This window comes from Bradyrhizobium sp. 23 (assembly GCF_023073295.1).
Lineage (GTDB): Bacteria > Pseudomonadota > Alphaproteobacteria > Rhizobiales > Xanthobacteraceae > Bradyrhizobium > Bradyrhizobium canariense_D.
Genome location: NZ_JADPJF010000116.1, coordinates 663 through 21743 on the forward strand (window position 1 = coordinate 663; position 21081 = coordinate 21743).

Below are 21081 nucleotides of genomic sequence, written 5' to 3' on the forward strand. Positions count from 1 at the left end.
TGCGACACCGACTCGCCATCCTGATTGTCGCGCGCTTCCCATCCAGATTGTCGCGCTATAGCAATGCGGCACCTCGCATGTGAAGCGCCGCGTGAGCAATCGGAGGCGCACCTTTCTGCCCGCTGATGGCAAATCGGCAACGTGCCGGACGTAGCGGCTATGGATGCGGCTCGACGCTGTCGCGCACAAAGGGCACCGAGCCTCCGCAGCTTCCGACCTGACAGCCAGAATAAGCGAATCCATTGAGTCACTTACACCATCAAACACCAAACCACTCGGTACTAGCGATGAGATCTGAAAGCCCGTCCGCATGGCGCTGATTCTCCGTTTGAGAAGCACAGTCGCCCGGCAAACTTCACCAGAAATGAGTCAGACCCCCTTTTGGATGCCGATAGGGGGTCCCAGTCGAACGCCGATTGACAGTAGGGCGCTAAGCACGGCGCCGCAGACACTTACGAAGCGATCGGCGATGGGATCTCGAACACAAATGCGCAAAACTGCTTCATTCACGATCTGAAGCATAGCCGGATCCTAGGCTATTCGGACCCGGCCATCGCAAGCGCGGCGACAAGGGCCGCGATGCTGTTTTTCAAGCGAACGGAAGTCGGGGTCTCCACGCTCCCGATCGAATTTCAGTCGGACCCGTTGTCGATCTGTTCGAGGAGCCCGCGCCGGCTTCGATTTCATCGAGGATTTCCTCTCGTTGATAACGGTCTGCTTGATGGTGTCACCACAGTGACGCTCTGGCGTGAGACACTCAGGTAACTACATCCTGAGGCGCGCGAACTGCATCGACGCATGCTCCGCCTCGCGAAGGGAGTCGCATGGGACGATGCTCAACAACGACTTACAGAACGCAGGCGTGAGCTTGCCGCGGTGGATCACAACGTTCTCGTGCCCCGTGGCGGCTCGAGCGCTCTGCCATTGCCGATTGTAGCCGCGCTGTTCATTGGACTTCACGTGGCAAGCGGCGAAGTCGGCGCCGCCCAGCGTGGCCAACTGCCAGGCATGTACCGGCAGCTTGGTATGGATGTGCACCCACATCGGATTTGGCATCCTACCACTGCGCAGCGCCTTGGGCTGCAGCTTGACCTCGAACAGCGTCGCTGGCTCGCTCTTCAAGGCGCGGGGTGGATCCACAGACGCAAGTTCTTCGGCCGCCTGCAATTGTTCAAGGTACTTCTGCGACGGAAACGCGTACGTCTTCATGCAATCGATCGTGATCGCCGCCTTTCGTGCGTTCAACGAGTTTGCCTGTCCCTGAACCTCGGACAACATCGTCTTAAGTCGGACTATTTTTCCGTGCACTTCAGGCAATTGCGCATGCGTGAGTAGGCCATGTCGGCGGGGCTCCTCCAGCGCGGCTACACAGTTCTTAATCTCGGCGGTCTGCGTCTCCAGGCGCTTAAGGACGAGATCCACGACGTGGTCGGCGTCCTCAGGCTTCATCTGGCGCGCTTGCGAGACGGCGCTTTGCTGAGCCGGCAGATCGAACTGCAGCAGCTCGTCCAATCGCTTGAGTAGTCCCGTCAGTGCGTTCCTGGAGGGCGGAGCCTGCCACATCGCCAGGTGCCCGGTCGCCGATGATGACGCCCTCGCGCGTGCCTCCTCCGCACTCGCGAGTTTCTTCGTACCCAGATCCGAGAGTACGATAACCTTGGCAGTAGAGGCTGTGGCAGCGTCGGGCCTAGCGAGCTGCGGCTCGCGCAGCCCGGCCGTTGAACTCCCCTCGCGTGCGGCCGGTGCGCGCTTGCCTTTCCCCTTCCTGCGCGCCGCGTGGTTCTCAGCCGCTAAGTCGGTCTTTTCCGATATCGCAGTCTGGGCAGGCGGCTCCAGTTGCCTCTTTGGCTGCACTGCCAAAAGTCGCGTGACTTGGTGCGCGGTGACCCATGCACCTTCCACGATCTGGTCCAACTGTTCCAATGGAAGGTCGGCATCCGTTCTAGCATCCCTTAGCCTGGCAACGATACGTTCCACCTCTGAGGCAAATTCCGAATGCCGTTCCATGACTCCTTCCAGAACGGTGCAGTGCTCTGCGTCGAGTGGCTCTCCGTCCTTGTTCAGAACGGCTTTGTACGTCGAGACGAATGCCGGAAAAGCATCCTGGATATAGGTCCCGAGCAGACGCACCCGCCCGTTCTCATCCATGAGGGCGTCCCTCACGGCTGGTTCAAACGTGCTCGCCTGAGACTCAATCAGAAGCTTCGCGAGCTTAATCCGCGATTCCAGATACAAGCACCCATCATAAAGTGCCGAGCCGGTGTGCAGGCGTAGTGCGGCTTCGTTGGCCTTCCGCATCTCGGGCGTCGTGCTTGGCAAGTTGGCAGTGGTCTCGCAGGCGGACTGCATCCGTTCCGAGCGCAACAGCTTCTTTCCCCACCACTCGATGACAGGCACATGGTCCTTCACCATACTGGAAGCCACTCGGCTCAGCTGGTCGGGGGTAGCGTTGGATTTCGAAATCCGCTGGAACAGGCCTGCCGATACCTGTCTGCGCTCTTCTAAGGCGAGGATAATCGCCGAGGCCACCATGTTGCCCTGACGCCCCGCCTGGAGCACGGCATAGCAGTATTGACGGGCCTCGGCGTCGGACAGAATGCTCGGCGCCACGGCCGGGCGCAGGCTCGCGTAGTACTCCAGAACTGCCGAGCCTGCTTTGACGAATCGATCGCTCAGCTCTAGCGCCTCCTTCAGCTCGGCATCCTCGCCCGGCTGACGGCAAGCGGCATAGTCCTCACGCAGGCGGTCCATGTGTCGCCTTGTTGCGTTGATTTCTTCCTCTGACGAGGAAATAGGGACTGCCACACCGGAAGTTGGCGGCTGGCTGGCGACCGGCGCCGTGTCTCCACCCTCGGACACTGAGGGAAAGCCGCGCCGCCGCGCAGTGGCTCCACGTGGCGCAGCGGCTGCACGTGCCGCAGCGCCTAGGATTCGATCTGGGCCAACGGAGGGACCGGAAGACCTGTCGCCAAGGGCATCGTCGGCACCGCGCGCCGTGCTAGCGGAGGGCGTCCCTCTATCTTGGGGCCCAGAGCGCATCCGCTCCACGACGGAATCGAACGATTGACTGCCTTCCCCAGGGGCTAGACTTGAGTGCGAGCGTGAACTGCTCGATCCGGCTCCAGCATCTGCAGTGCGCGATCTTCCAGATCGGCCAATGCCCGTCATATTCCATCTCCAATCAAGTCGAGAATGCGCAGCCTGTCTGGATAGACAGACTGGCTGACGAGTAGCTGACGAAGGGCGTTTTTCCGGTTGCACAGGAAACCCACATCGCCGTGGATCGTGGTCGAGTAGCTAGGCCATTTGGCTTTGCCCTCACACATCCGGGCAGACGGCTTGGCGAGTAGGCCGGCGGAATCTCACTGCCGGGCTCTCATGGATCCCCACGTGAGACTCTCGCGTCACTGGGCTCCCATTAGGCGAACGAGCTGGGTATGCCGACCTTCCATTGTGCAAAAACCCGGGACGTTCGCGAGATAGCCGTTCGAGAACGCGGCCGGTCTTGGCCTTGCGACCCATAAAGCGTTTGGACCTCCGCATCATCCAAGCCTCGATTGTCTGATTGACGTATCGAAGGATTGCCACAGAGGCGCCTGCCTGAATCGACCGAAATATACAATCCCCGGCCGCAGGAGTGGATTGAGCTGCCGAGCGATGTCACCATTGACACATGGGTCGTTTTCGGAGGCACCCGCATAAACTTCACCGCCGAAGCGCTGAGCCGAGGCAGAAAACTGCAAAATGCTGAGGCGTTTTGTGAGTTCTTTGCCCGTCGCGGCCGGAAGCGGTAGCCAGGAAGTCAAACTTGACGTTCGAAACCGGGCATCTGTCACGCGCGACGAGCACTATCCGGCGCGAGCGCTTCCTTCAAGTTCACTACTGAATCGGCCCCTGCAATAGCGAAATACCAGTCGGTTCCAGCCGCCTTCATCATTCCGAATCGCCTTGTCCCACAGCCAATCTTCGAGCCGGAGCGCGGCAGCTTCTGGCGCAGGCCGTGGAGATCGAAGTCGAGACGTTTCTTGCCACAGTGAAGGATTTGAAGCTTCCCGACGGGCGCGCCCGCGTCGTGCGGCATGGTTACGGCCCGGCCCGAACGATTGCGACCGGCATCGGGCCGGTCGAGGTCGCGCGGGCGAAGATTCGGGACCGCGGAGCGGCCGGTGACGGCGAGCGGATCCGCTTCAGCTCGGCGATTCTGCCGCTGTGGGCGCGGCGGACCAGGAGTCTGGATGCGCTCTTGCCGGTGCTGTACCTGCGCGGCATCTCGACGGGCGATTTCCAGGAGGCGCTGACGGCCCTACTGGGCAGGGACGCGCCGAACCTGTCGCCGGCGGTCATCTCCCGGCTGACGGCCGAGTGGCAGGGCGAGTATGAGCGCTGGCAAAAGCGCGATCTGTCGGCGCGACGCTACGTGTATGTGTGGGCCGATGGCGTCTTCCTGCAGGCACGCATGGAAGACCACGGCGAGTGCATGCTGGTGCTGATCGGCGCGACGCCGGAAGGCAAGAAGGAGCTGATTGGCTTTCAGGTCGGCGTCCGGGAGAGCACGCAGAGCTGGCGTGAGCTCCTGATCGACGTGAAGCAACGCGGGTTGCAAATCGCCCCGGAAATTGCCGTTGGTGACGGCGCGCTCGGCTTCTGGAAGGCGCTTGACGAAGTCTTTCCCGGCACGCGGCACCAGCGCTGCTGGGTGCACAAGACCGTGAACGTCCTGGACAAGGTCCCGCTCTCGGTGCAGGCCAACATGAAGAAGGATTTGCGCGAGGTCTATTGGGCGCCGAACCGGGCGGCCGCCGACGCGGCGATCGATGTCTTCGCCGAGAAATACCGCGCCAAGTACGGCCGGGCGGTCGAATGCCTCGCCAAGGACCGCGACGCGCTGCTGGCCTTCTACGACTTCCCGGCCGAGCATTGGGATCATCTGCGCACGACCAACCCCATCGAAAGCGTGTTCGCGACCGTGCGGCACAGAACCGTGCGGACGAAAGGATCGCTGTCGTCAACGACCGCCAGGCTGATGGTGTTCAAGCTGATTATCGCCGCATCAAAGACCTGGCGGCGGATCAACGGCACAAATCAGTTGCCGAAGGTGATTGCAGGTGTCAGATTCAACGACGGCATCGAGGTCATCCACATGCCGGCAAACCACGCCGCCTGATCGCCTCGTCACCCAAAATTCCGCATAGCTCCTCCAATGCGCCGGCCAAGCACTCTGCGGAAGACTTATTGGCCGTCAAGCTCTCTAGGACCGGGGCGCTTCGGCTCAGACGGGACAACTTGCAGACGCGCGGTCATGCACCATGCGATTTCCTGAGCAAGTCGCCCACCGATTGCGAGATGCTGCACATTCTGATCAGACGTAGAATGTCGATCAGAACAACATTTTTCTCACGTCCGGATGGAGCCAAACCGACATTGCTGGGCGAGTGACCATGACTGGGTTTGCTAGTCCAGAAGAGTCGGTGCCCAATGTGAGCCTTGCAGGAAGACGCCGTCATGCAAAATCACCAAAATCATCGCTCACCCTACCAGAGCTGTCAGCGACAGATTGCGTTCGGTCATCAGAGCATCAGGTGCGACTAGGAGACTGAGACACAGACCTCAGAGGTCTTGTCACTATCCAGGATGTGAATGCAATCTATCCAAAGAATTGATTTCACACTTCATGTGCTGCCGGGTAGGGAAAGCGCCGTGCATCACGCAACGTCGTAGGTTTGCTGTCGGCAAAGCTGCGATGAGTACGTGATCATGGACACCGCGATCGGATTGTAGGCACGGTTTTGCCCGGTGCGGCCAAGTTCATGTCACCCCCCGTCTTTGGATTGTCCGGCCGTTGAGCATTTCTTTCCAAAGCGTCTCGGTGATTTTATAAAAGTCAACAATAGGAAGGCGCGGCAGGACGGCCTCGTTATGGCGTTCTCCAGCTGAGCGTAGCCGCGCTTGGCCATCACTGTCGCTCCGGTGATCGGAGCACGAAGGAGGCTCACCTTTTTGGCCGAATGAGGAAGTTCGTTGCTCAAGCACGGAACGCCTGCCGGCGTGCGAGGCTTTGCAAATTGAGGGCCGCGATGCAAATCGCATATCATCGCTGCTCCCGCATCAAACCTGCGGCCGTGCGGCTGCGCTCGCCATCGGAAGCATCGATCGTGATGAGGAGATTTAGATCCAGACCATGGAACGGCATTGTCACTAATCCGCCATGTGAATGCATCGAACCAAACCATCGATTTCACCAATCAATGTGTTCTCGGCAATCATCTCGACTTCACGATGTCGGCGACAACTGCCGCGATTGTTCCGGCGCTGAGCGGGTGCTGCCCGCCTATCGATGCATTGTATTGATTGCCGCCTACGCCCCGATGGAAAGAGCACATTCGACGTCACCAAGATTCACGCGCGCCACGTGAGACAGTGAACAACGCCAGTCGAGCTCACAATGGAATCCCGATCCAATATGCGATTCGCCTGTACCGCAGCTCTTCGTCTATTCCGGATTCCAATGCTTACGCGGAGGCCGGACTGTTCAATTCCGCTCGGGGGTGGCGTGACGTGGTGGGTGTCTTGGCGTTACTTGATAGGAGGTCCTGGAATGCGAACGCTACTCGTTGATCATGAGAGGGACCCTGCGCGCGTTGTACAAGATGCGCTCTCCGATTGCGGTTTTGCCGTTGACGTAGCGTGCACCCTGGACGAGGCCGCCGCCGCTTTTTCTTGCGCCAGCTATGACATTCTCTTGCTCGAGTTGGTTCTACCGGATGGAGACGGCTTGGATTGGCTGAAGCAGTTGAGACGTGACGGACATTCGATGCCTGCCGTGATGATGAGTAACTTCAATGAGCTCGGTAGGCGGATAGCGCTATTTAATGGCGGTGCGGACGACTTCCTGCCCAAGCCCGTATCTACTGATGAACTCATCGCACGAATGCGCGCTACTCTGCGCCGGTCAACGCAAATGACGGCCCCCATTGTTACCTTTGGCAATCTACGATTCGATTCGATCGGTCGGCAAGCGACGGTCAATGGTCGACCACTGACAATTGCCCGCCGCGAGGTGTGCATTCTCGAACATCTGCTCAGCCGCGCCGGCCGCACCGTGGCTCGTGCGTCATTGGAAGATAGCCTCTATGCATTTGACGACGAGGTCTCAACCAATGCGCTTGAGGTCGGAATCTATCGTTTGCGCGGTCATTTGAGTCGGTCCGGTGCGACGCTACGGATCAAAACCGCGCGCGGGATCGGCTACGTCCTTGAATTGAAAGGCGCGGCATCGACCGCGTAGTTAATTGAACTTGAAAGAAAAGACCATCTTGAGCATCATTCTTGACAAGCATGCTGGCGTCACTCGAGGATCGATCGCCGCCAACGGCCTTTCGTGCACATTTCTTCCTTGTCTTTGGCAGCTTTTGTGCGTGGTCATCCTGCTATTCCCGGCTGCGGCCGTAGCTCAGATCAAGCGGGATGATGGAAGTGGGCCGCAGCGTACGGCTGCCGACGGCATTAGCGCAACGCTGACCCTTTCCTCTTCGCTCGGTAAGACGATTCACCTGCCAGCGCCAGCCGCGAGCATCTTTGTCGCAGATCCTACGGTCGCGGACTATCAGGCACCTTCGAACAGGACCATCTTTGTTTTCGGCAAAAAATCCGGTCGGACCACCTTGTTCGCACTGAACGAGGCCGGGGAGGCTCTCGCTGAGCTGCGTGTTGTCGTCACCCAGCCGATCGAGGATCTGCGCGCCACGCTGAAAGCCCAGGTCGGCGACTATCCCATCCAGGTAAGCTACACCCCGCGCGGGGCCATCCTTAGCGGTACGGCGCCCAATGCGGAGATCGTCGATATAGCGATGAAAGTGACCGAGCAATTTCTTGGGTCTGGTGCGCTCGTCGTCAACAAGATTCAGGTGGCGGGGTCATTGCAGGTGAATCTGAGCGTGCGGGTGGCGGAGGTCTCCCGGAGCGCCATGAAGGAGCTCGGCGTCAACCTCTCCGCTTCCGGTCAAGCTGGCCCTTTCACTCTCGGCTTGGTCAGTGGCAGTGGTGGTGGATACGGCGCGGCGCAGGGCGGCGGTACGGCGAAGATGGGGGTCAACACTGGCCATGTGAACGTCAGCGCTATGCTCGATGCACTGGCTCACGAGCGCCTTGCTTCCGTACTTGCTGAACCGAACCTCACCGCAATGTCAGGCGAATCCGCCAGCTTCCTCGCCGGCGGCGAATTTCCCATTCCGGTGTTGCAGGACAATCGGCAGGTCTCTGTCGAGTTCCGTCACTTCGGCGTCAGCCTGGAGTTTGTGCCGACCGTTCTCAGTAACAATCAGATCAACATCCGCGTGAAGCCTGAAGTCAGCGAACTATCGTCACAAGGTGCTGTCAACATCAACGGCATCTCCGTGCCGGCTCTCTCCACCCGGCGTGCAAACACGGTTGTCGAGCTCGCCAGCGGCCAGAGCTTTGCAATTGGTGGGCTTATCCGGCGCAACTTCAGCACTGAGATCACGACTTTCCCTTGGCTCGGCGACGTTCCGATTCTTGGTGCGCTATTTCGCTCATCGTCATTTCAACAGGATGAGACGGAACTCGTGATCATCGTCACGCCTTACGTCGTGCGGCCAAGATCGAACTCGAAGCAGATGAGTGCGCCCACCGACCGCATTGCTCCGCCCTCAGACCTCGCGCGCAGTCTGACGAACACATTGGCAACGCGCTCGCCTGTTCGCGGTGCTCCCCCGATAAGCGTACCAGGCGCGACAAGGGGCACCGGCCACACCATCGAATGAGGATCGACCAATGAGATTACGATTCGTGCGCCCCTTCATCGGTCTGACGGCCAGTCTAGGTGGCTGCGCAAGCACCGCGCCGACTTACCTCGAGCCGACCGCGCAAGCGATCCTGGTTGAACAAGAGAAGAACGTCTTACTGTTACAGACCCTTGGAGGGCCCGAACGGCAGCGTCTGCGTTACTTCATAGCGAGTACCAGTCGTGGTCGGTACGACACGCTCCATCTTGATATCGTCGGCTCACGTCGGCTCGGGGAGCAGATAGCAGCTGAGGCCCGCGCAGTGGGCGTCGACGCTCACAACATTCGCCTGTACGGTCCATTCATCGATAGGCGTGATGGCTCTGCCGCCCGAATCGAGGCGATTACGTACGAGGCGCGCCCTCCCGTTTGTCCGTCGATTGCGATCGTCGGCCCTTCAGTGAACGACAATTCTTTCGATCCGACGCTTGGCTGCTCGATCCGCAACAACTTGGCCGGCATGGTCAACGATCCGCGCGACTTGATTGACAATCAGGCCGTTGTGCCGAGTGATGGCAATCGTGCGGCCATTCCCGTTGCCACATACAAAACCTTCGCGACCGGCAATAACAGCAACTTGGGTATGGCTAACAACAAGCTGCCGTCAGATCCCACGTCTGCCGGCACCCAGACCGTGCAGCCCTCTCGATAGCGAGAACATCGGTCATTCGATGCGACCTCATTCACAACACGAACTAGACTTGGCCGGCGGCAAAGAGTGCTTTTGCGACAGCCTCGAAGTACTGGATAGGAATGGAATTGCCAAGGCTAGTGTTGCGGATTAGCTCACGGACCAGGACGTGATCTTCGACGATACTGAGACGAAGGCGCCTCGCTTCATCAAAGAGCCGTGAAGCCGCCTCCCCGTCGCCGCGGCAAACCAGGACCGGGACGCCCGTTTCGCCACGGATGTAGCGTACCCCGACCAGCAGCTCGCGCCCAGTCAAGATCAATGTCGCGCGACTCACGCCGAGAGGAGACTCGCTCGCCTGCTCCCGCCGAAGGCGTCGGTGTTCGCGTTTGATCTCCGGATTGCCTTGCTGCTCCTTGTCCTCGCGCTTCATATCGCTCTTAGTCATGCGCATGCCGCGCAAGAACAACCAACGCTGGATGAGGAGATCGACCAATCCGCCGATAAGAAATGCACCACTTGCAATCCCGATCAACAGTTTCACTTGAATGAACACGAACTCGAAGCATCCCGTGCCGCAAACCGGCAGATAGACCAGTGTCTTCCACGCGCCGACAACGACGAGGACAAAGATCGCGCCGAGGCAGAAGACCTTGAACAAGGTCTTGCCAAGCTCGATGAGGGAACGCAAAGAGGCGATGCGCTTCAGTCCGTTGATGGGATCAATGTTCTCGAATTTCGGCGTCATCGGCTCGGAGGAGAACACTAATCCACCATTGGCTAGGACCGTCGTCAGAATTGCGCAGGTGACCATACTCCCAAGAAGCGGGCCAACAATTCCCAGTGCAAGTTCGGGCAAGACGCCGAGCGCAAGATCGACCGCAATATTGAACGGCTTATCAAGCAGCTTGTCAGTCAGCATGAGCGCTTCACGACATTTGTCGTAGATGGAACTCGCTTCTAACCAGACATAACCGAGACCGGCGCAAGCGCTGAGGGCCCTGACTAGATCCGTGCTATGCGGAACCACGCCTTTCTTGCGCGAGTCGCTTAGCTTCTTTTCAGTGGGGGCGAGCGTTTTCTCTTCGCTCGTGTCGCTCACTTCAGTTTCCTCTCAAGCCTCTCCAGCTCTCGGCTCGACTGCATGATTTCCGCTTGCATGTATTCGATGAGGTAGAGCGTATAAGTCACCATGACGATCGCAAAACCTATATTCTTGATCGTCAACGATAGGTCCCGCGGGTTGAATTGCGGCGCAAAGCGCCCGAGCAGAAGCGCTGATATGTCGGCCAGCAAGAGGAAAGCTACCACAGGTCCAGAGACCAGGACGGCGGTACGTATGATGCTGTCGAGCACGCCCCACAACTCCAGTGTCCCTTGCATGCTCAGCGTGGGTCCAAGCTGATAAGCCGGCCAAACCAGATAGCTGCCGTAAAGCCCGCTGATCATGGTTTGCAGGCCCCCCGATACGACGAAGATCGTGGTCGCGGTGGTCCCGATAAGAAGTCCCGTCGCCGAAGCCTGACTGCGTGTCGCGGGATCGGCGGGAGTGACCACGCTGCTGATGCCCCGTTGCGCGTCGATGAACTCGCCGACGGCCTGAAGACTCCAGAGGGGAATACTGAGGAGGGCGCCGATCAGTAGGCCGACACACGTCTCCTTAAGACCGAGTAGCGCGATCTTGAGCAGACGAGTGTCCGGATCTAGCTCCTTCAGGCCATCGGCGATGTGCGCCAGGTAAGGTAGTTCGAGCGCGACGGCAAGGCAACCGCGGATCAGGCCGCCGATCTGCGGACGCGTAAATACCGGAAGCACCAGCATGATGCCCACGGGGCGGGCCGCACCAAGGCCGGCAGCAACGACGAGTTCGATGGTCGCCTGGATCAGACTTGACGTGTCGGCGGTTGACAGATCATACATGACGGCTGCTGCTAGTAGCCCGTCGTGAGCGCAGGAAAATCAGTGAAGATCTGCTTGGCTTGTTCGATGAGCGGGGCGCTCAGCACCGGAGCAAACAAACCTATAATCCCAACAATGACCAAAAGCTTCACAGTCAGTGGCAATGTCTGATCCTGGATCTGCGTTGCCGCCTGGATGATGCCGATGATGGTTTCGGCGACCGCCGCTGCAATGAGCGGAGGCAGAACCCAGGTCATGAAAAGCACCAGTGATCGGCTCATAAAAGGGAGAATAGTGGCCTCATCCATGCTCACCCTCCAGGTGTTGTATAGCTCAGCACCAGCCCGTGCATAAGCCGCGACCAGCCGTCAATCGCCACGAACAGAAACAGCTTGAAAGGAACTGAGATCACTGTCGGAGACACCATTGACATGCCCATGGCCATCAGAATGGTCGTTACGATCAGATCGATAGTGATAAACGGAAGGTATAGTAAAAACCCGATTTCGAAGGCACGCTTGAGTTCTGAGATTAGAAAAGATGGGACGAGAATGACAAAATCATCGGCTGTCGCTCTGCCGCGCATCTCTTCCGGCCAGACACGCTCGGTCGAGGACAGGAAGAAGCCTCGCTGTTCTTCATTGGTGAAGTTCTTGAGATAGCCTCGCAGCGGCTCCTGCCCCACTTTCGCAGCGGCTACCCAATCCTCGAGCGTTTGATAGCGGAGCTGCAGATCGGCGACTCTATTGTAGCTCTGCTCAAAGACCGGGGCGCTCGTGAAGGCGGTGAGCATCAATGCTGCGCCGTATAGAACGATGTTCGGTGGAATCGATTGGGTCCCAAGCGCATTGCGAACGAGGAAGAGAACGACAGATACCTTTACGAACGCGGTGGTCGTGACGACAGCGAAGACCAACAAGCCGAGCGCGGCCGTGACCGCAAGAAGCGGCAGTATCGCTGGTTCAATGTTAGTCATTGCCCGCTAACCCGCCACGCAGTCTAACGCCGAGCTCGTCTCCAATACGTACTATGTCGCCACTCCCGATACGTACGCCGTTTGCTAGGATATCGACCGGGCCGTCGACCGGCCGGCCAAGTTCGAATACATATCCTTTGCTGATGCTTCTCAGGGCTCCCAGCGTGATGGGCCAGCGGCCGCATTCAAAGACAAGCGAAATCTCAATATCGTCGAGATCGGCTTCGGAAGGCGGCTGCTGTAAACCGGGCAGTGTCGTCATATGCGCATACTCCAGAGGGCGCGGCCGCAAGCGAAACGGTCCGTGCAGGATCAGGCGGTTGCCAGTGACATCTGCCGCGGCCCATAACGGGCCGGCAGTGAGGATGATCTGACCGCGGGCGAATGGCATTACATCCGGCAACAAAGCGTCGCCCTTACGTGTTTTGCGAAGAAGCGCGGCTGACGCCCGGAGGGAGCCGATCTCTCCTGCAACTGTAACGGGTAGCTGTGCGGGGACCTCACACAAATGTCGCTGCAATTGGCCGAGCAGCTCGCCTAAGGCGCGGAACGCCGGCGGTATCGGTCCGTCAAGAGGCGAGAAAAGAAATAGGCGACCTTTGCCCCTGACCGGACCGTAGATGATGTCGAGTTCGATATGAGGCCCGTTCTTCTCGGCCTTTCCAACATGAAGGAGTCGCAGTTGCTGCTCTGTCTCAGTCTCCAGGTGCGCGAGCAACGGTTCAAGTGCAAGTTCGAGAACCAGCGAACGACTTGGCTCGGAAAGTAAAGCTAGGCCACTCTGTACTGTCGAGATCAAGACCTCCGCAAGCGCATGCGGTATCGACAACACGAGCGCATCATCGCCGAGGCGCCAAACGCAATCGAGCATCGACAGAGCCGGAGGTTCCTCCTGCCACACAAGTCGTTCCAGTCGCACCGATAGCGGCTTGTCGCAAAGATTACTCCGCAAAGAGGCGGAGGGCCGCACGTTTCTGTTGAGCCATGAGACGAGACTCTGGGTTAGACGCTGGCTCGGCTCGTACTTCGCGTATGCGTTCGCGCGAGTTGCAGGAGGCGACTGTACAGGGCAGCGCATTTGGTTCCCAACTGGACTAGCGGTCATCAAATTGAACCGCCCGCCACCAGCGTGGGCAAACCCCTCCCATGGCGAAGCAAGACTTCATCATCAGCCTCTAGCTCGGCTGTTACTTCCGAATGGGTATCGGCCGCACGCCGGACGTCGGTCTCGATTTGTCGCCATTTATGAGTCGCTGCGGAACGCTTCGCCCAGTGCGCACGCCTCTCGGATGCCGCTGTCTCGGCCTGCTTTTGAGTGATACGCGCCTCCTCAAGTGTGCGGCGTTTCGAGCTGATCTCAATCGCTAGCCTCTCAAGAGTGAGCTGGCAACGATCGAGTTCAACGACGGACAAGGTACCGACCGACATCAACTGCTGGTAAACCTCCGCCTGGGCCTCTGTATGATGCTTTTCAGCAATTCCAAGTTCCTGCCATGCGTGCTCCGCGGCCGAGGTCGCGATATGACGCTTGGCTTCCATATTGGACAACTCACTACGAGCACTACGCTCGCGCATATCCTTCACTTGCCGCAAGCTCGAAACGTGTATGCAACTCATGCGGTCAGACGGCACATCCATGTGACGGTTTCCTCAAAAGTGGACGCATCGTTTTCACCCTGGCGTAAAAACTCGCGCAGATCATCGATCGAAGCGACAGCTCGGTCCGTCAGCGGATCGCTGCCTTGCTTGTATTCGCCAACCTTGATCAAAAATTCGGCCTCTGCATGACGGGAGATAAGATCACGGAAGAGGGATGCTGCCTTGCGATGCGGTGCAGATACGACGGCATCCATGACGCGGCTGCGGCTCGACAGTACGTCGATGGCGGGGAAATGCGCCCGCGCCGCGAGAGAGCGTGAAAGAACGATATGACCATCGAGAATGCCACGCGTTTCCTCGGCGATTGGATCGCCCGTGCCGTCACCTTCCACAAGCACGGTATAGAAGGCGGTGATTGAGCCACGCTCACTCATACCAGCGCGCTCCAGCAAACCTGGCAACATTGCAAAGACAGAGGGAGGAAAGCCCCGGCGAGTCGGTGGCTCACCGGCAGCAAGCCCGATCTCCCGCATAGCGCGGCTAAATCGCGTCAATGAATCCATCATCAGAACGACGCGCAGGCCTTGATCGCGAAAATATTCGGCGAGCGCGGTTGCCGTATAAGCACATTGCGCCCGCTCCGTCGCTGAGCGATCGGAGGTCTCAACGACGACGACCGTGCGGCGGAGGGCAGTCTCCCCAAGATGCCGCTCGATGAATTCACGCACTTCGCGTCCACGCTCGCCTATCAGCGCAACCACGGTCACGTCAGCGACCGCGCCTTTTACGATCTGCGACAGTAACGTCGACTTGCCGCCACCAGGCTCTCCATAAATGCCGATGCGTTGGCCCTCCCCGCATGTCAGAAGACCATCCAAGACGCGAACACCGAGTGGCAGAGGGCGAGCGATGATGCACCTCGTCATTGGATTTGGCGCTTTGCCGCGCAGCGGGCGCGTCTCCATGGCTTTGACTGCGCCCTTGCCATCGAGTGGACGGCCGAAGCTGTCGATCACCCGGCCAAGCAAATTGGGGCCGACCGGCACTTCGTGCATTCGGCCAGTGGCAACGACTTCTGCGCGGCCGGACATGCCTTGCAGGTCACCGATCGGCGTCAGCAATACGCCGTCCTGCAACAGACCGATCACCTCGGCCTCAAGCGACCATCCGGTGCGCGGATCCTTGAGCACACAAACTTCTCCAATACAAGCATCCGGCAAAACTGCATGGATCAACGTGCCGATCGCACGCGTGATCCGCCCGCGTACGGCACGCGTGTCCACATGGCTTGCCGTAGTTCGCAGACGCGCCAGCGCCGCGTGCAGAGTCCCATCTCCATCAGGACAGTTATGGTCTGGTCTCGGCGCCGTCACTATTCGTCTGCCTCATGATCTAACCCAAGCCCCAAACGCAATGCGCGGAGCTGCGCGTCAAGTCCGAGATGGATATTGCCAAATTCGCTCCACAGCACGCATTCGTTCGCTGACAGCGCCGGGTCCGGAATAATTCGGACTTCCGGCCGGTCCTCCCGTCCGTCGCAGGCAGCAAATTCGCGCGTAAGCGCATCAGCATCCATGGGGGACGCATGAAGGGACAGTTTCGGCCCGCCATATCTGTGCGAAATCGTGTGACGAACCGTCCTCACCAACATCTCGCCGGGATCGAAATCGCCCAGTAGATCAGTTACGATGTCCATCACGAGCGCTGACAGTTCCTGCTCCAAAACGGCCTTTCGTCGTGCCACTTCCGAGGCAGCCTGCGCGACTAGCTGTGCCATTTCCTCGGCGCCGGCCCTCACCCCCTCAGCATGGCCGCGCGCACGCTCCTTCTGATAAGCTCTGCGCGCCCAGCCGCGAACGCGCTTCAGATTGCGCTCGGCCACGGCACGCGCCTCGAAGGCGCTGTGCCAAATCTCGAGATCCCTCGCCGCTATGAGTGGCCCAAGGGGGCGGATGTGCGGAGCGACGGGCGGCGCAGTTTCGTCGTCTGTCATCCCGCTGGGGCCTCCCTCGCCAAATGGGCCAACACCGGCGAAAACAATTGGCCCGCGGCATCGCGGTGTTCAGTCGCCGGATTGTCGGCGGCCGTTCCGACAGCTAGGCGTAGAAGCACGCGGCGGCAATCAAGCGTTGACGCTTCATCGAGCCAAGCGCCGAGGCAGGCATGTCCATCGTCTTCAATCCCTAGCGCGAGTTGTTGAGGATCAGCAATTAATCTGGTCGAAACCGCATGCGCTGCATGTCGGATCCCGAAAGCCAGCACCTCGGTGCCGACGTGCTCGACCAGAACGGCGACATCATGCTTTGAAACCAGCCTTGTCAGCGAACGGGCATGCCAAATGCCGCCGGCGAGGAGGGCAGCCCTGCTCGGATCATGGCCGAGGAGAAGGTCTGGCCCGAAGTCACCTCCGTTCAAGCCCATTTCATCTTCAAGCAGCAACGCTTGCAGTCTTATCTGCAGCCTAGGACTCTTCTGCAGTCGCACCAACGTCGCGGACGAGAGGTTCGCGTCAAGTCGCGCGGCAAGGCGGGTCGGATGAATCGTGGCAGCAAGCTTACGAATACCTACAGAGGCTAGTTTCAGCGGATCATGCCGCTCGGCAGACGGATTCGGTCTCGTCATGTCGGATACCACACTACGCCGCATTAGGCTTAATCGCTTTGCGAATCATCTCCATAGCAGAGACAGCCGAGCGCCCACCAACAGCGCTAACTTTCTGAGATGATTGCCTGCGCTGACGCCCACGAGCGCTCAGCAAGACGCAGGACAGCACGCCGAATACAGACCCGCCGAGACCCATGCCAACCGCAACCAATGGCGTCGAAATGACTCCAGATGCTTGGGCGAGACCAGCCGCAGCCGCCGGTCGCGGCTCTAGTGCGGGCCGCTCGACTGAGACGAAAACAACAGCCACCTTGTCATAGGATAAGCCCTCGATGCTGTTAGCGACGAGCATTTTAATCTGCGGCAGCAAGATTGAGAGATTTGCCCTCGAGTCATGTCGGATGAAAACCGACGCCGAAGATGGCGTGGTGTCACGTCGCAACAGGTCGTTCTTTGGCAGAACAACGTGGACGCGCGCCGAGAGGACACCATCGATATCACTGATCGTGCGAGATAATTCCTCGCTCAGCGCATAGACGTAACGGGCGCGCTCCTCGATTGGCGAAGCAATCAGACCCGCCGCGCTGAACACTTCGCCTAGACTCTTGAAAGCGTGGCGCGGCAACCCTTCGCCATTCAGCAGGTCGATTGCGGAAGCAATCTGAGTCTGCTCGACCTGGATCGTGATAGTCCCGTCCTTAGCAGCAACGCGGAGGGCATCGACCCCGTTCTTGAGGAGGACCGCAAGCATCTCATTGGCCTCACGCTCCTGAACTTTCGTGTAGAGATCGGCTTTGCAACCAACCAGGGCAAGCAGGAGCGGCAGCAGAGCCACAAGTTGAAGCCGCTTGCGGAATGGGCGCGCCTGATCGCTTTCGCGATCGATTAAACCAATCATTCGCCCCACTCAGCCCGCCGATATCAGCTTATTCAGAGATGAACCGAGGCTACCGATGCCATTTGAAATGAGTGTTACCTGGATGACGCTGTCAGAAACATCCTTCAGATTCGCCAACATCGCCTCGAAGTCACCTGCGCCACTGGCGGCGCCCGGCACACCTGCTTCCGCTTTGCCCGGTTGCAGCAAAAGGGGCTCCGACGTCGACCCGGTCTCCGCACCTTTTGGAACTGCATTGACCGGATACATCGCAGAAAGATTCTGGAGGATGCGATCGCCCAGCGGGCTCGCCTGTGTTGTTGCACGCGATACCTCGGATGTCGACGGAACCGCCGCCGCTCCCGTTACTGGAGGCGCAAGGTCTTGAACCGAAGCCGCTTGCAAGAGACTCTGCTGAAACTGGACCTGCTCGTCGACCGCTGTTGCCGAACAGGCCTTGGACAGGCCTTCTAGATTGTGAGAGATCGGCGCAGCGCCTAACATCATCATGGAAAGACTCGCTCTCATCGAGATGTGATACGACCAGCCGTTCAAGCCGATTAGCGGCTCAATGTCCTAGACAGGCCAGCTGACGACAAGCTGACGAGTTCGCCCGCACATCGCCATCTAAAGATCACGTTTCGCGTTCACGTACCGAACGTACTCCTGTTAGTTTAAGTCAAAGAGAACCATGAATGCTCATCCGATCCATAATCCAGCACGTTTTGAACGGAGTTCTGTGTGTCGCCGTTTTCGTTTCCGGCGGAACACAGATCGCGCGCGGCGCTCCCCTGTCGCTGCCCTCGACCCCTTATCGATATACGGTTCTGGATCAGGAGCTTTCTGCCGCGCTGCAGGAATTCGGCAACAACCTCAATATTAAAGTCACCATCAGCGCCGAGGTGAAGGGTCGGATTCGCGGGCACATGCCGGACCTGCCACCGCGCGAGTTCCTTGATCATCTGACTCAAGTCTACAATCTTCAATGGTATTACGATGGGCTCGTGCTTTACGTCTCTACCGCAAAGGAAGCGCAAACTCGTCTGCTTCTGCTAACTTCAATCAGCTGCGACGCGCTCAAGGCAACCCTCGATGCGCTCGCCATTTCCGACGAACGCTACATCATGAGATCGGCTCCGGGAAATGGCCTAGTCCTTGCGTCCGGTCCACCACGCTTCATCGCACTCGTGGATCAGACGCTCAATGGTCTCGTGGCGGAGGCGCAGGCGCGACCTCGCTCCATCGAGATGCCGTCTCGGGAATCTGTGCTGATGTTATATCGCGGCGCCTCCGCGACGATCGTTCGGGGTGGGCGAACTGAAGCCCCGTACTCTTCAGACCTGCCGCGTCAGGAGGGTACCTTGCCTGCGCAAGGGCCGGGCCCAAGATGATACCGCTCAATCAGCCGTTACGCGGGGTGTGCAAGGAGGCTGGACCGATCGTCTGATCAGACGCCGCACAAGCAGGGCGAGACGAACGTGTCGTAAATCGGCTCCAGAACACGAGAATTGTCGCTGCGCGACCTTGTCCACCAGTATCGGGATATCCGGTGGTAGTGTGCGGGAGGTTCTGCAAAAGCTAGCGGCTGAAGCGGTCATAGTAAATCCGGTGCTTGCGAAGATCACCGCCCCTAGCGGAGCAAGGCCACCAAGACCGTGACGAAGATTAGGACGGATGGCTCTACCGTCAAACAGCTTATTGCGTCGGAAAGGGATCCTGAAACCGCTAATCCGGGGTGCGGTGCAGGAAGCTCTCGAAGCCACGATGGCGGAGGCGCTGGGCGAGGCGCGGCTGGGCTATCGCTCCGGCTACTATACCCGCTCGCTGATCACCCCGGGTGAAGGTGCCGCAGGACCGTCAGGGGCGGTTCTCGACCAAGCTGTTCAACGCTATCAGCGCTCGGAGAAGGCACTGGTAGCGGCGCTGGCGTTCGGACAGCAGTCTTGAATGGCCCCGGTTTTGCGACTGCACCGCATTTTGCGGCTTGGACGGGTTAACACCGAGGGCACAGTCGAGCGGCGGGAAAGAAAGGCTCGGGGCAGTATCAAAGCCTGAAAATCGGCAACTACGGACGCACTTGATCGTTGGTGCGACCTCAATCATCAAGCTTGGCAAGCGAGGCTCGAAAGCCCCGCTCTGGATTCGGACCATGCTGCAAAGACGGGCCGTCAAGCTCATAGCGGTGGAGTTCGCCAATAGCTTGCGCGCACCATATGGGCCTTGCTGGTCAGAGGCGGCATCTATCATGCGTCGCGTGCAATGCTGAACCTAATCTTAAGAAGTCTCCGGCGGAAGAAGAAAGCTGCCGAGGAGGCAAGGTGCAAATCTGGATGAACCCCGAATGACGACATTCCCGGTCGCAATCAGACCGCCTGGCTTACTGCGCTTCGAGCGCGAGAAATTGATTGGCCGATTGCTTTCGCGGATATCATCGTGGCCAGCGGCCGGGCGCCGCGTTTACAGGTCGAATATATGACCGCACCGTCATCCCTTGTTCGACCAGAGAACGATCTTGCAGCCCGGGCCGTTCCACACATGAGTCAGAGCCCCTTTTGGATGCCGATCGGGGGTCCAGTCCAATGCCGAACGCCACCCGTGTCAGCCACGACGGGCTCGTGTGGATCAGTGGGAACTATTACAGCATACCCGACCATACGCGGCGCAGTGTCGAGGTGCAGCAATTGCCCGATGTAATCCCATTCTCGATCAAGCGCAATCGTTGCCGTCCATCCCGTTCTAGAGAAGGCCGCCGGCGAACTCGCGTCGCGCCCGAGCATCGACAGGCGGTCAACCGGTCTAGGTCGCGACCAGGCCTATCCGAAGCCCTCGTCGATCGGGCCGGCGATCACACGCCAAGGCGGTCGCTGCGCGTTACCGAGGTGTCGCAAGCGCCTCCCCCAATCGGAAGGCCCGCCATAACCATCCACGCGCAGCCGGCAGCGATCGACAGCGTCAAGAAAGGCCTAATCGCACTCAACATGCCAGGTGCGCTCAGAATGCTGGACACCACGCTGCGGCGGATTGAAAGAGGGTGAGGTCACCTGGATTGAGGCGCTCGAAACGCTTATCGAGGAGCTGACCGTGCGCGACAGTCGCGGTGTCAGCACCGCGCTGAGAATGTCTCGCCTGACCACGGTCAAAAAGGCTCGCTGGCTTCGACTTCGCATTCCAGCTCGATCGCAATCGCATTCTGGCGCTTGCCCAATTGAAATTCATCTGCTTGCGACACCGGCAAGAGCGATCTCACGCCGGCACTCGCGGTCGAGGCCGTGAAGGCGGGAAAGAGCGTCGCGTTCGCCACGATCGCGGACATCGTGACGACCACCGTGCGCGAGCACCTGCGGTTCCTCGCCCGCGCCTCCCTCCTTGTCGTCGACGAAATCGGTTACCTCCCGGTCGCGCCTGGCGGCGGCAATCTGTTCTTCCAGTTGGAAGACGCCCGCTATGACAAGGGCGCGATGATCCTCAATTCAAACTGGCCACAGCAGTGCTTGATGGACTGCTTCCCCACGCAATTGTTATCACATCGAGGGATCGAGCTATCGGCTCCGCCAGCACGCCGCTCTCGTCCCGGAAAACGTCCGCTCGCCAACCCGCCGCAGCCCAAGCGCCGCGGCCGCCCGCCTGGAAGGACCAATGACTTAGCGGCTGATCCCCGAAGCACAATCGCCGTCACCCAGGGAAATCTGGACAT

The 21081-nt window shown here is 59.1% G+C and carries 20 protein-coding genes and 1 pseudogene; 8 read left to right on the forward strand and 13 right to left on the reverse strand.

The features are described from left to right. Positions 1–75: 75 nt before the first annotated feature. Together IVB32_RS28610 and IVB32_RS28615 are read right to left on the reverse strand one after the other, a co-directional pair. Positions 76–198 (reverse strand): annotated as a pseudogene (locus IVB32_RS28610) (transposase family protein); the annotation flags it as partial. Positions 199–765: 567 nt separating this feature from the next. After that, on the reverse strand, positions 766–3168 hold the full coding sequence (locus tag IVB32_RS28615) for a hypothetical protein (RefSeq protein ID WP_346731114.1): 2403 nt from the start codon (positions 3166–3168) through the stop codon (positions 766–768). Positions 3169–3907: 739 nt separating this feature from the next. On the opposite strand from IVB32_RS28615, the gene IVB32_RS28620 reads away from it, so the two are divergent. The 4 genes from IVB32_RS28620 (at position 3908) to IVB32_RS28635 (ending at position 9453) form a co-directional block, all read left to right on the forward strand. Beyond that, positions 3908–5164, forward strand: a complete 1257-nt coding sequence (locus tag IVB32_RS28620; RefSeq protein WP_247407350.1) for an IS256 family transposase — start codon at positions 3908–3910, stop codon at positions 5162–5164. A gap of 1431 nt (positions 5165–6595) precedes the next feature. Continuing rightward, positions 6596–7285 (forward strand): response regulator transcription factor, encoded by a 690-nt coding sequence (locus IVB32_RS28625; RefSeq protein WP_247282071.1) that lies wholly within the window; start codon positions 6596–6598, stop codon positions 7283–7285. Positions 7286–7358: 73 nt separating this feature from the next. Then, positions 7359–8780: a type II and III secretion system protein family protein gene (locus tag IVB32_RS28630; protein WP_247412117.1), complete on the forward strand. Its 1422-nt coding sequence runs from the start codon at positions 7359–7361 to the stop codon at positions 8778–8780. 10 nt (positions 8781–8790) lie between these two features. Then, complete coding sequence (locus IVB32_RS28635) at positions 8791–9453, forward strand: CpaD family pilus assembly lipoprotein (protein ID WP_247412090.1); 663 nt, start codon at positions 8791–8793, stop codon at positions 9451–9453. Between the two features lie 43 nt (positions 9454–9496). Here IVB32_RS28635 and IVB32_RS28640 read toward each other — a convergent pair whose 3' ends face one another. From IVB32_RS28640 to IVB32_RS28690, 11 genes are all read right to left on the reverse strand, one after another. Then, positions 9497–10534 (reverse strand): EscU/YscU/HrcU family type III secretion system export apparatus switch protein, encoded by a 1038-nt coding sequence (locus IVB32_RS28640; RefSeq protein WP_247412094.1) that lies wholly within the window; start codon positions 10532–10534, stop codon positions 9497–9499. After that, positions 10531–11352: a type III secretion system export apparatus subunit SctT gene (gene sctT, locus IVB32_RS28645; RefSeq protein ID WP_247412098.1), complete on the reverse strand. Its 822-nt coding sequence runs from the start codon at positions 11350–11352 to the stop codon at positions 10531–10533. Before sctT ends, IVB32_RS28640 begins: the two co-directional genes overlap by 4 nt. Before the next feature lie 11 nt (positions 11353–11363). Continuing rightward, the gene (locus IVB32_RS28650; protein ID WP_018458364.1) at positions 11364–11639 is read right to left on the reverse strand and encodes an EscS/YscS/HrcS family type III secretion system export apparatus protein; all 276 of its coding nucleotides are present in this window, start codon (positions 11637–11639) and stop codon (positions 11364–11366) included. A 2-nt stretch (positions 11640–11641) separates the two neighbouring features. Next, positions 11642–12307: a type III secretion system export apparatus subunit SctR gene (gene sctR / locus IVB32_RS28655; protein ID WP_247300634.1), complete on the reverse strand. Its 666-nt coding sequence runs from the start codon at positions 12305–12307 to the stop codon at positions 11642–11644. Next, positions 12300–13385, reverse strand: a complete 1086-nt coding sequence (gene sctQ / locus IVB32_RS28660) for a type III secretion system cytoplasmic ring protein SctQ (protein ID WP_247412103.1) — start codon at positions 13383–13385, stop codon at positions 12300–12302. Before sctQ ends, sctR begins: the two co-directional genes overlap by 8 nt. 26 nt (positions 13386–13411) lie before the next feature. Further along, positions 13412–13945, reverse strand: coding sequence for a hypothetical protein (locus IVB32_RS28665; RefSeq protein WP_247412105.1), 534 nt, complete (start codon positions 13943–13945; stop codon positions 13412–13414). Beyond that, entirely contained in the window at positions 13921–15189 is a 1269-nt protein-coding gene (gene sctN, locus IVB32_RS28670; protein ID WP_276011503.1) for a type III secretion system ATPase SctN, read from the reverse strand. Before sctN ends, IVB32_RS28665 begins: the two co-directional genes overlap by 25 nt. Before the next feature lie 89 nt (positions 15190–15278). Then, positions 15279–15899 (reverse strand): type III secretion system stator protein SctL, encoded by a 621-nt coding sequence (gene sctL, locus IVB32_RS28675; RefSeq protein ID WP_247402499.1) that lies wholly within the window; start codon positions 15897–15899, stop codon positions 15279–15281. After that, the gene (locus IVB32_RS28680) at positions 15896–16528 is read right to left on the reverse strand and encodes a nodulation protein NolU (RefSeq protein WP_247344782.1); all 633 of its coding nucleotides are present in this window, start codon (positions 16526–16528) and stop codon (positions 15896–15898) included. Before IVB32_RS28680 ends, sctL begins: the two co-directional genes overlap by 4 nt. 13 nt (positions 16529–16541) lie before the next feature. Continuing rightward, a complete protein-coding gene (gene sctJ / locus IVB32_RS28685; RefSeq protein ID WP_247399041.1) occupies positions 16542–17408 on the reverse strand; it encodes a type III secretion inner membrane ring lipoprotein SctJ in 867 nt (288 codons plus the stop codon). Positions 17409–17417: 9 nt separating this feature from the next. Further along, on the reverse strand, positions 17418–17897 hold the full coding sequence (locus IVB32_RS28690; RefSeq protein ID WP_247412108.1) for a nodulation protein NolB: 480 nt from the start codon (positions 17895–17897) through the stop codon (positions 17418–17420). 185 nt (positions 17898–18082) lie between these two features. Here IVB32_RS28690 and IVB32_RS28695 point away from each other — a divergent pair, with 185 nt between their 5' ends. From IVB32_RS28695 to IVB32_RS43125, 4 genes are all read left to right on the forward strand, one after another. Further along, positions 18083–18778 carry a nodulation protein NolW gene (locus IVB32_RS28695; RefSeq protein ID WP_247412110.1) on the forward strand — a complete coding sequence of 232 codons (696 nt, stop codon included), beginning with the start codon at positions 18083–18085 and terminating at the stop codon, positions 18776–18778. A gap of 283 nt (positions 18779–19061) precedes the next feature. Further along, the gene (locus IVB32_RS28700; protein WP_247368945.1) at positions 19062–19334 is read left to right on the forward strand and encodes a transposase; all 273 of its coding nucleotides are present in this window, start codon (positions 19062–19064) and stop codon (positions 19332–19334) included. Between the two features lie 37 nt (positions 19335–19371). After that, a complete protein-coding gene (locus IVB32_RS28705) occupies positions 19372–19653 on the forward strand; it encodes a transposase (protein ID WP_247359464.1) in 282 nt (93 codons plus the stop codon). 1003 nt (positions 19654–20656) lie between these two features. Continuing rightward, positions 20657–21081, forward strand: a 425-nt coding sequence (locus IVB32_RS43125; RefSeq protein WP_346731115.1) for an ATP-binding protein, incomplete at its 3' end; no start/stop codon positions are given.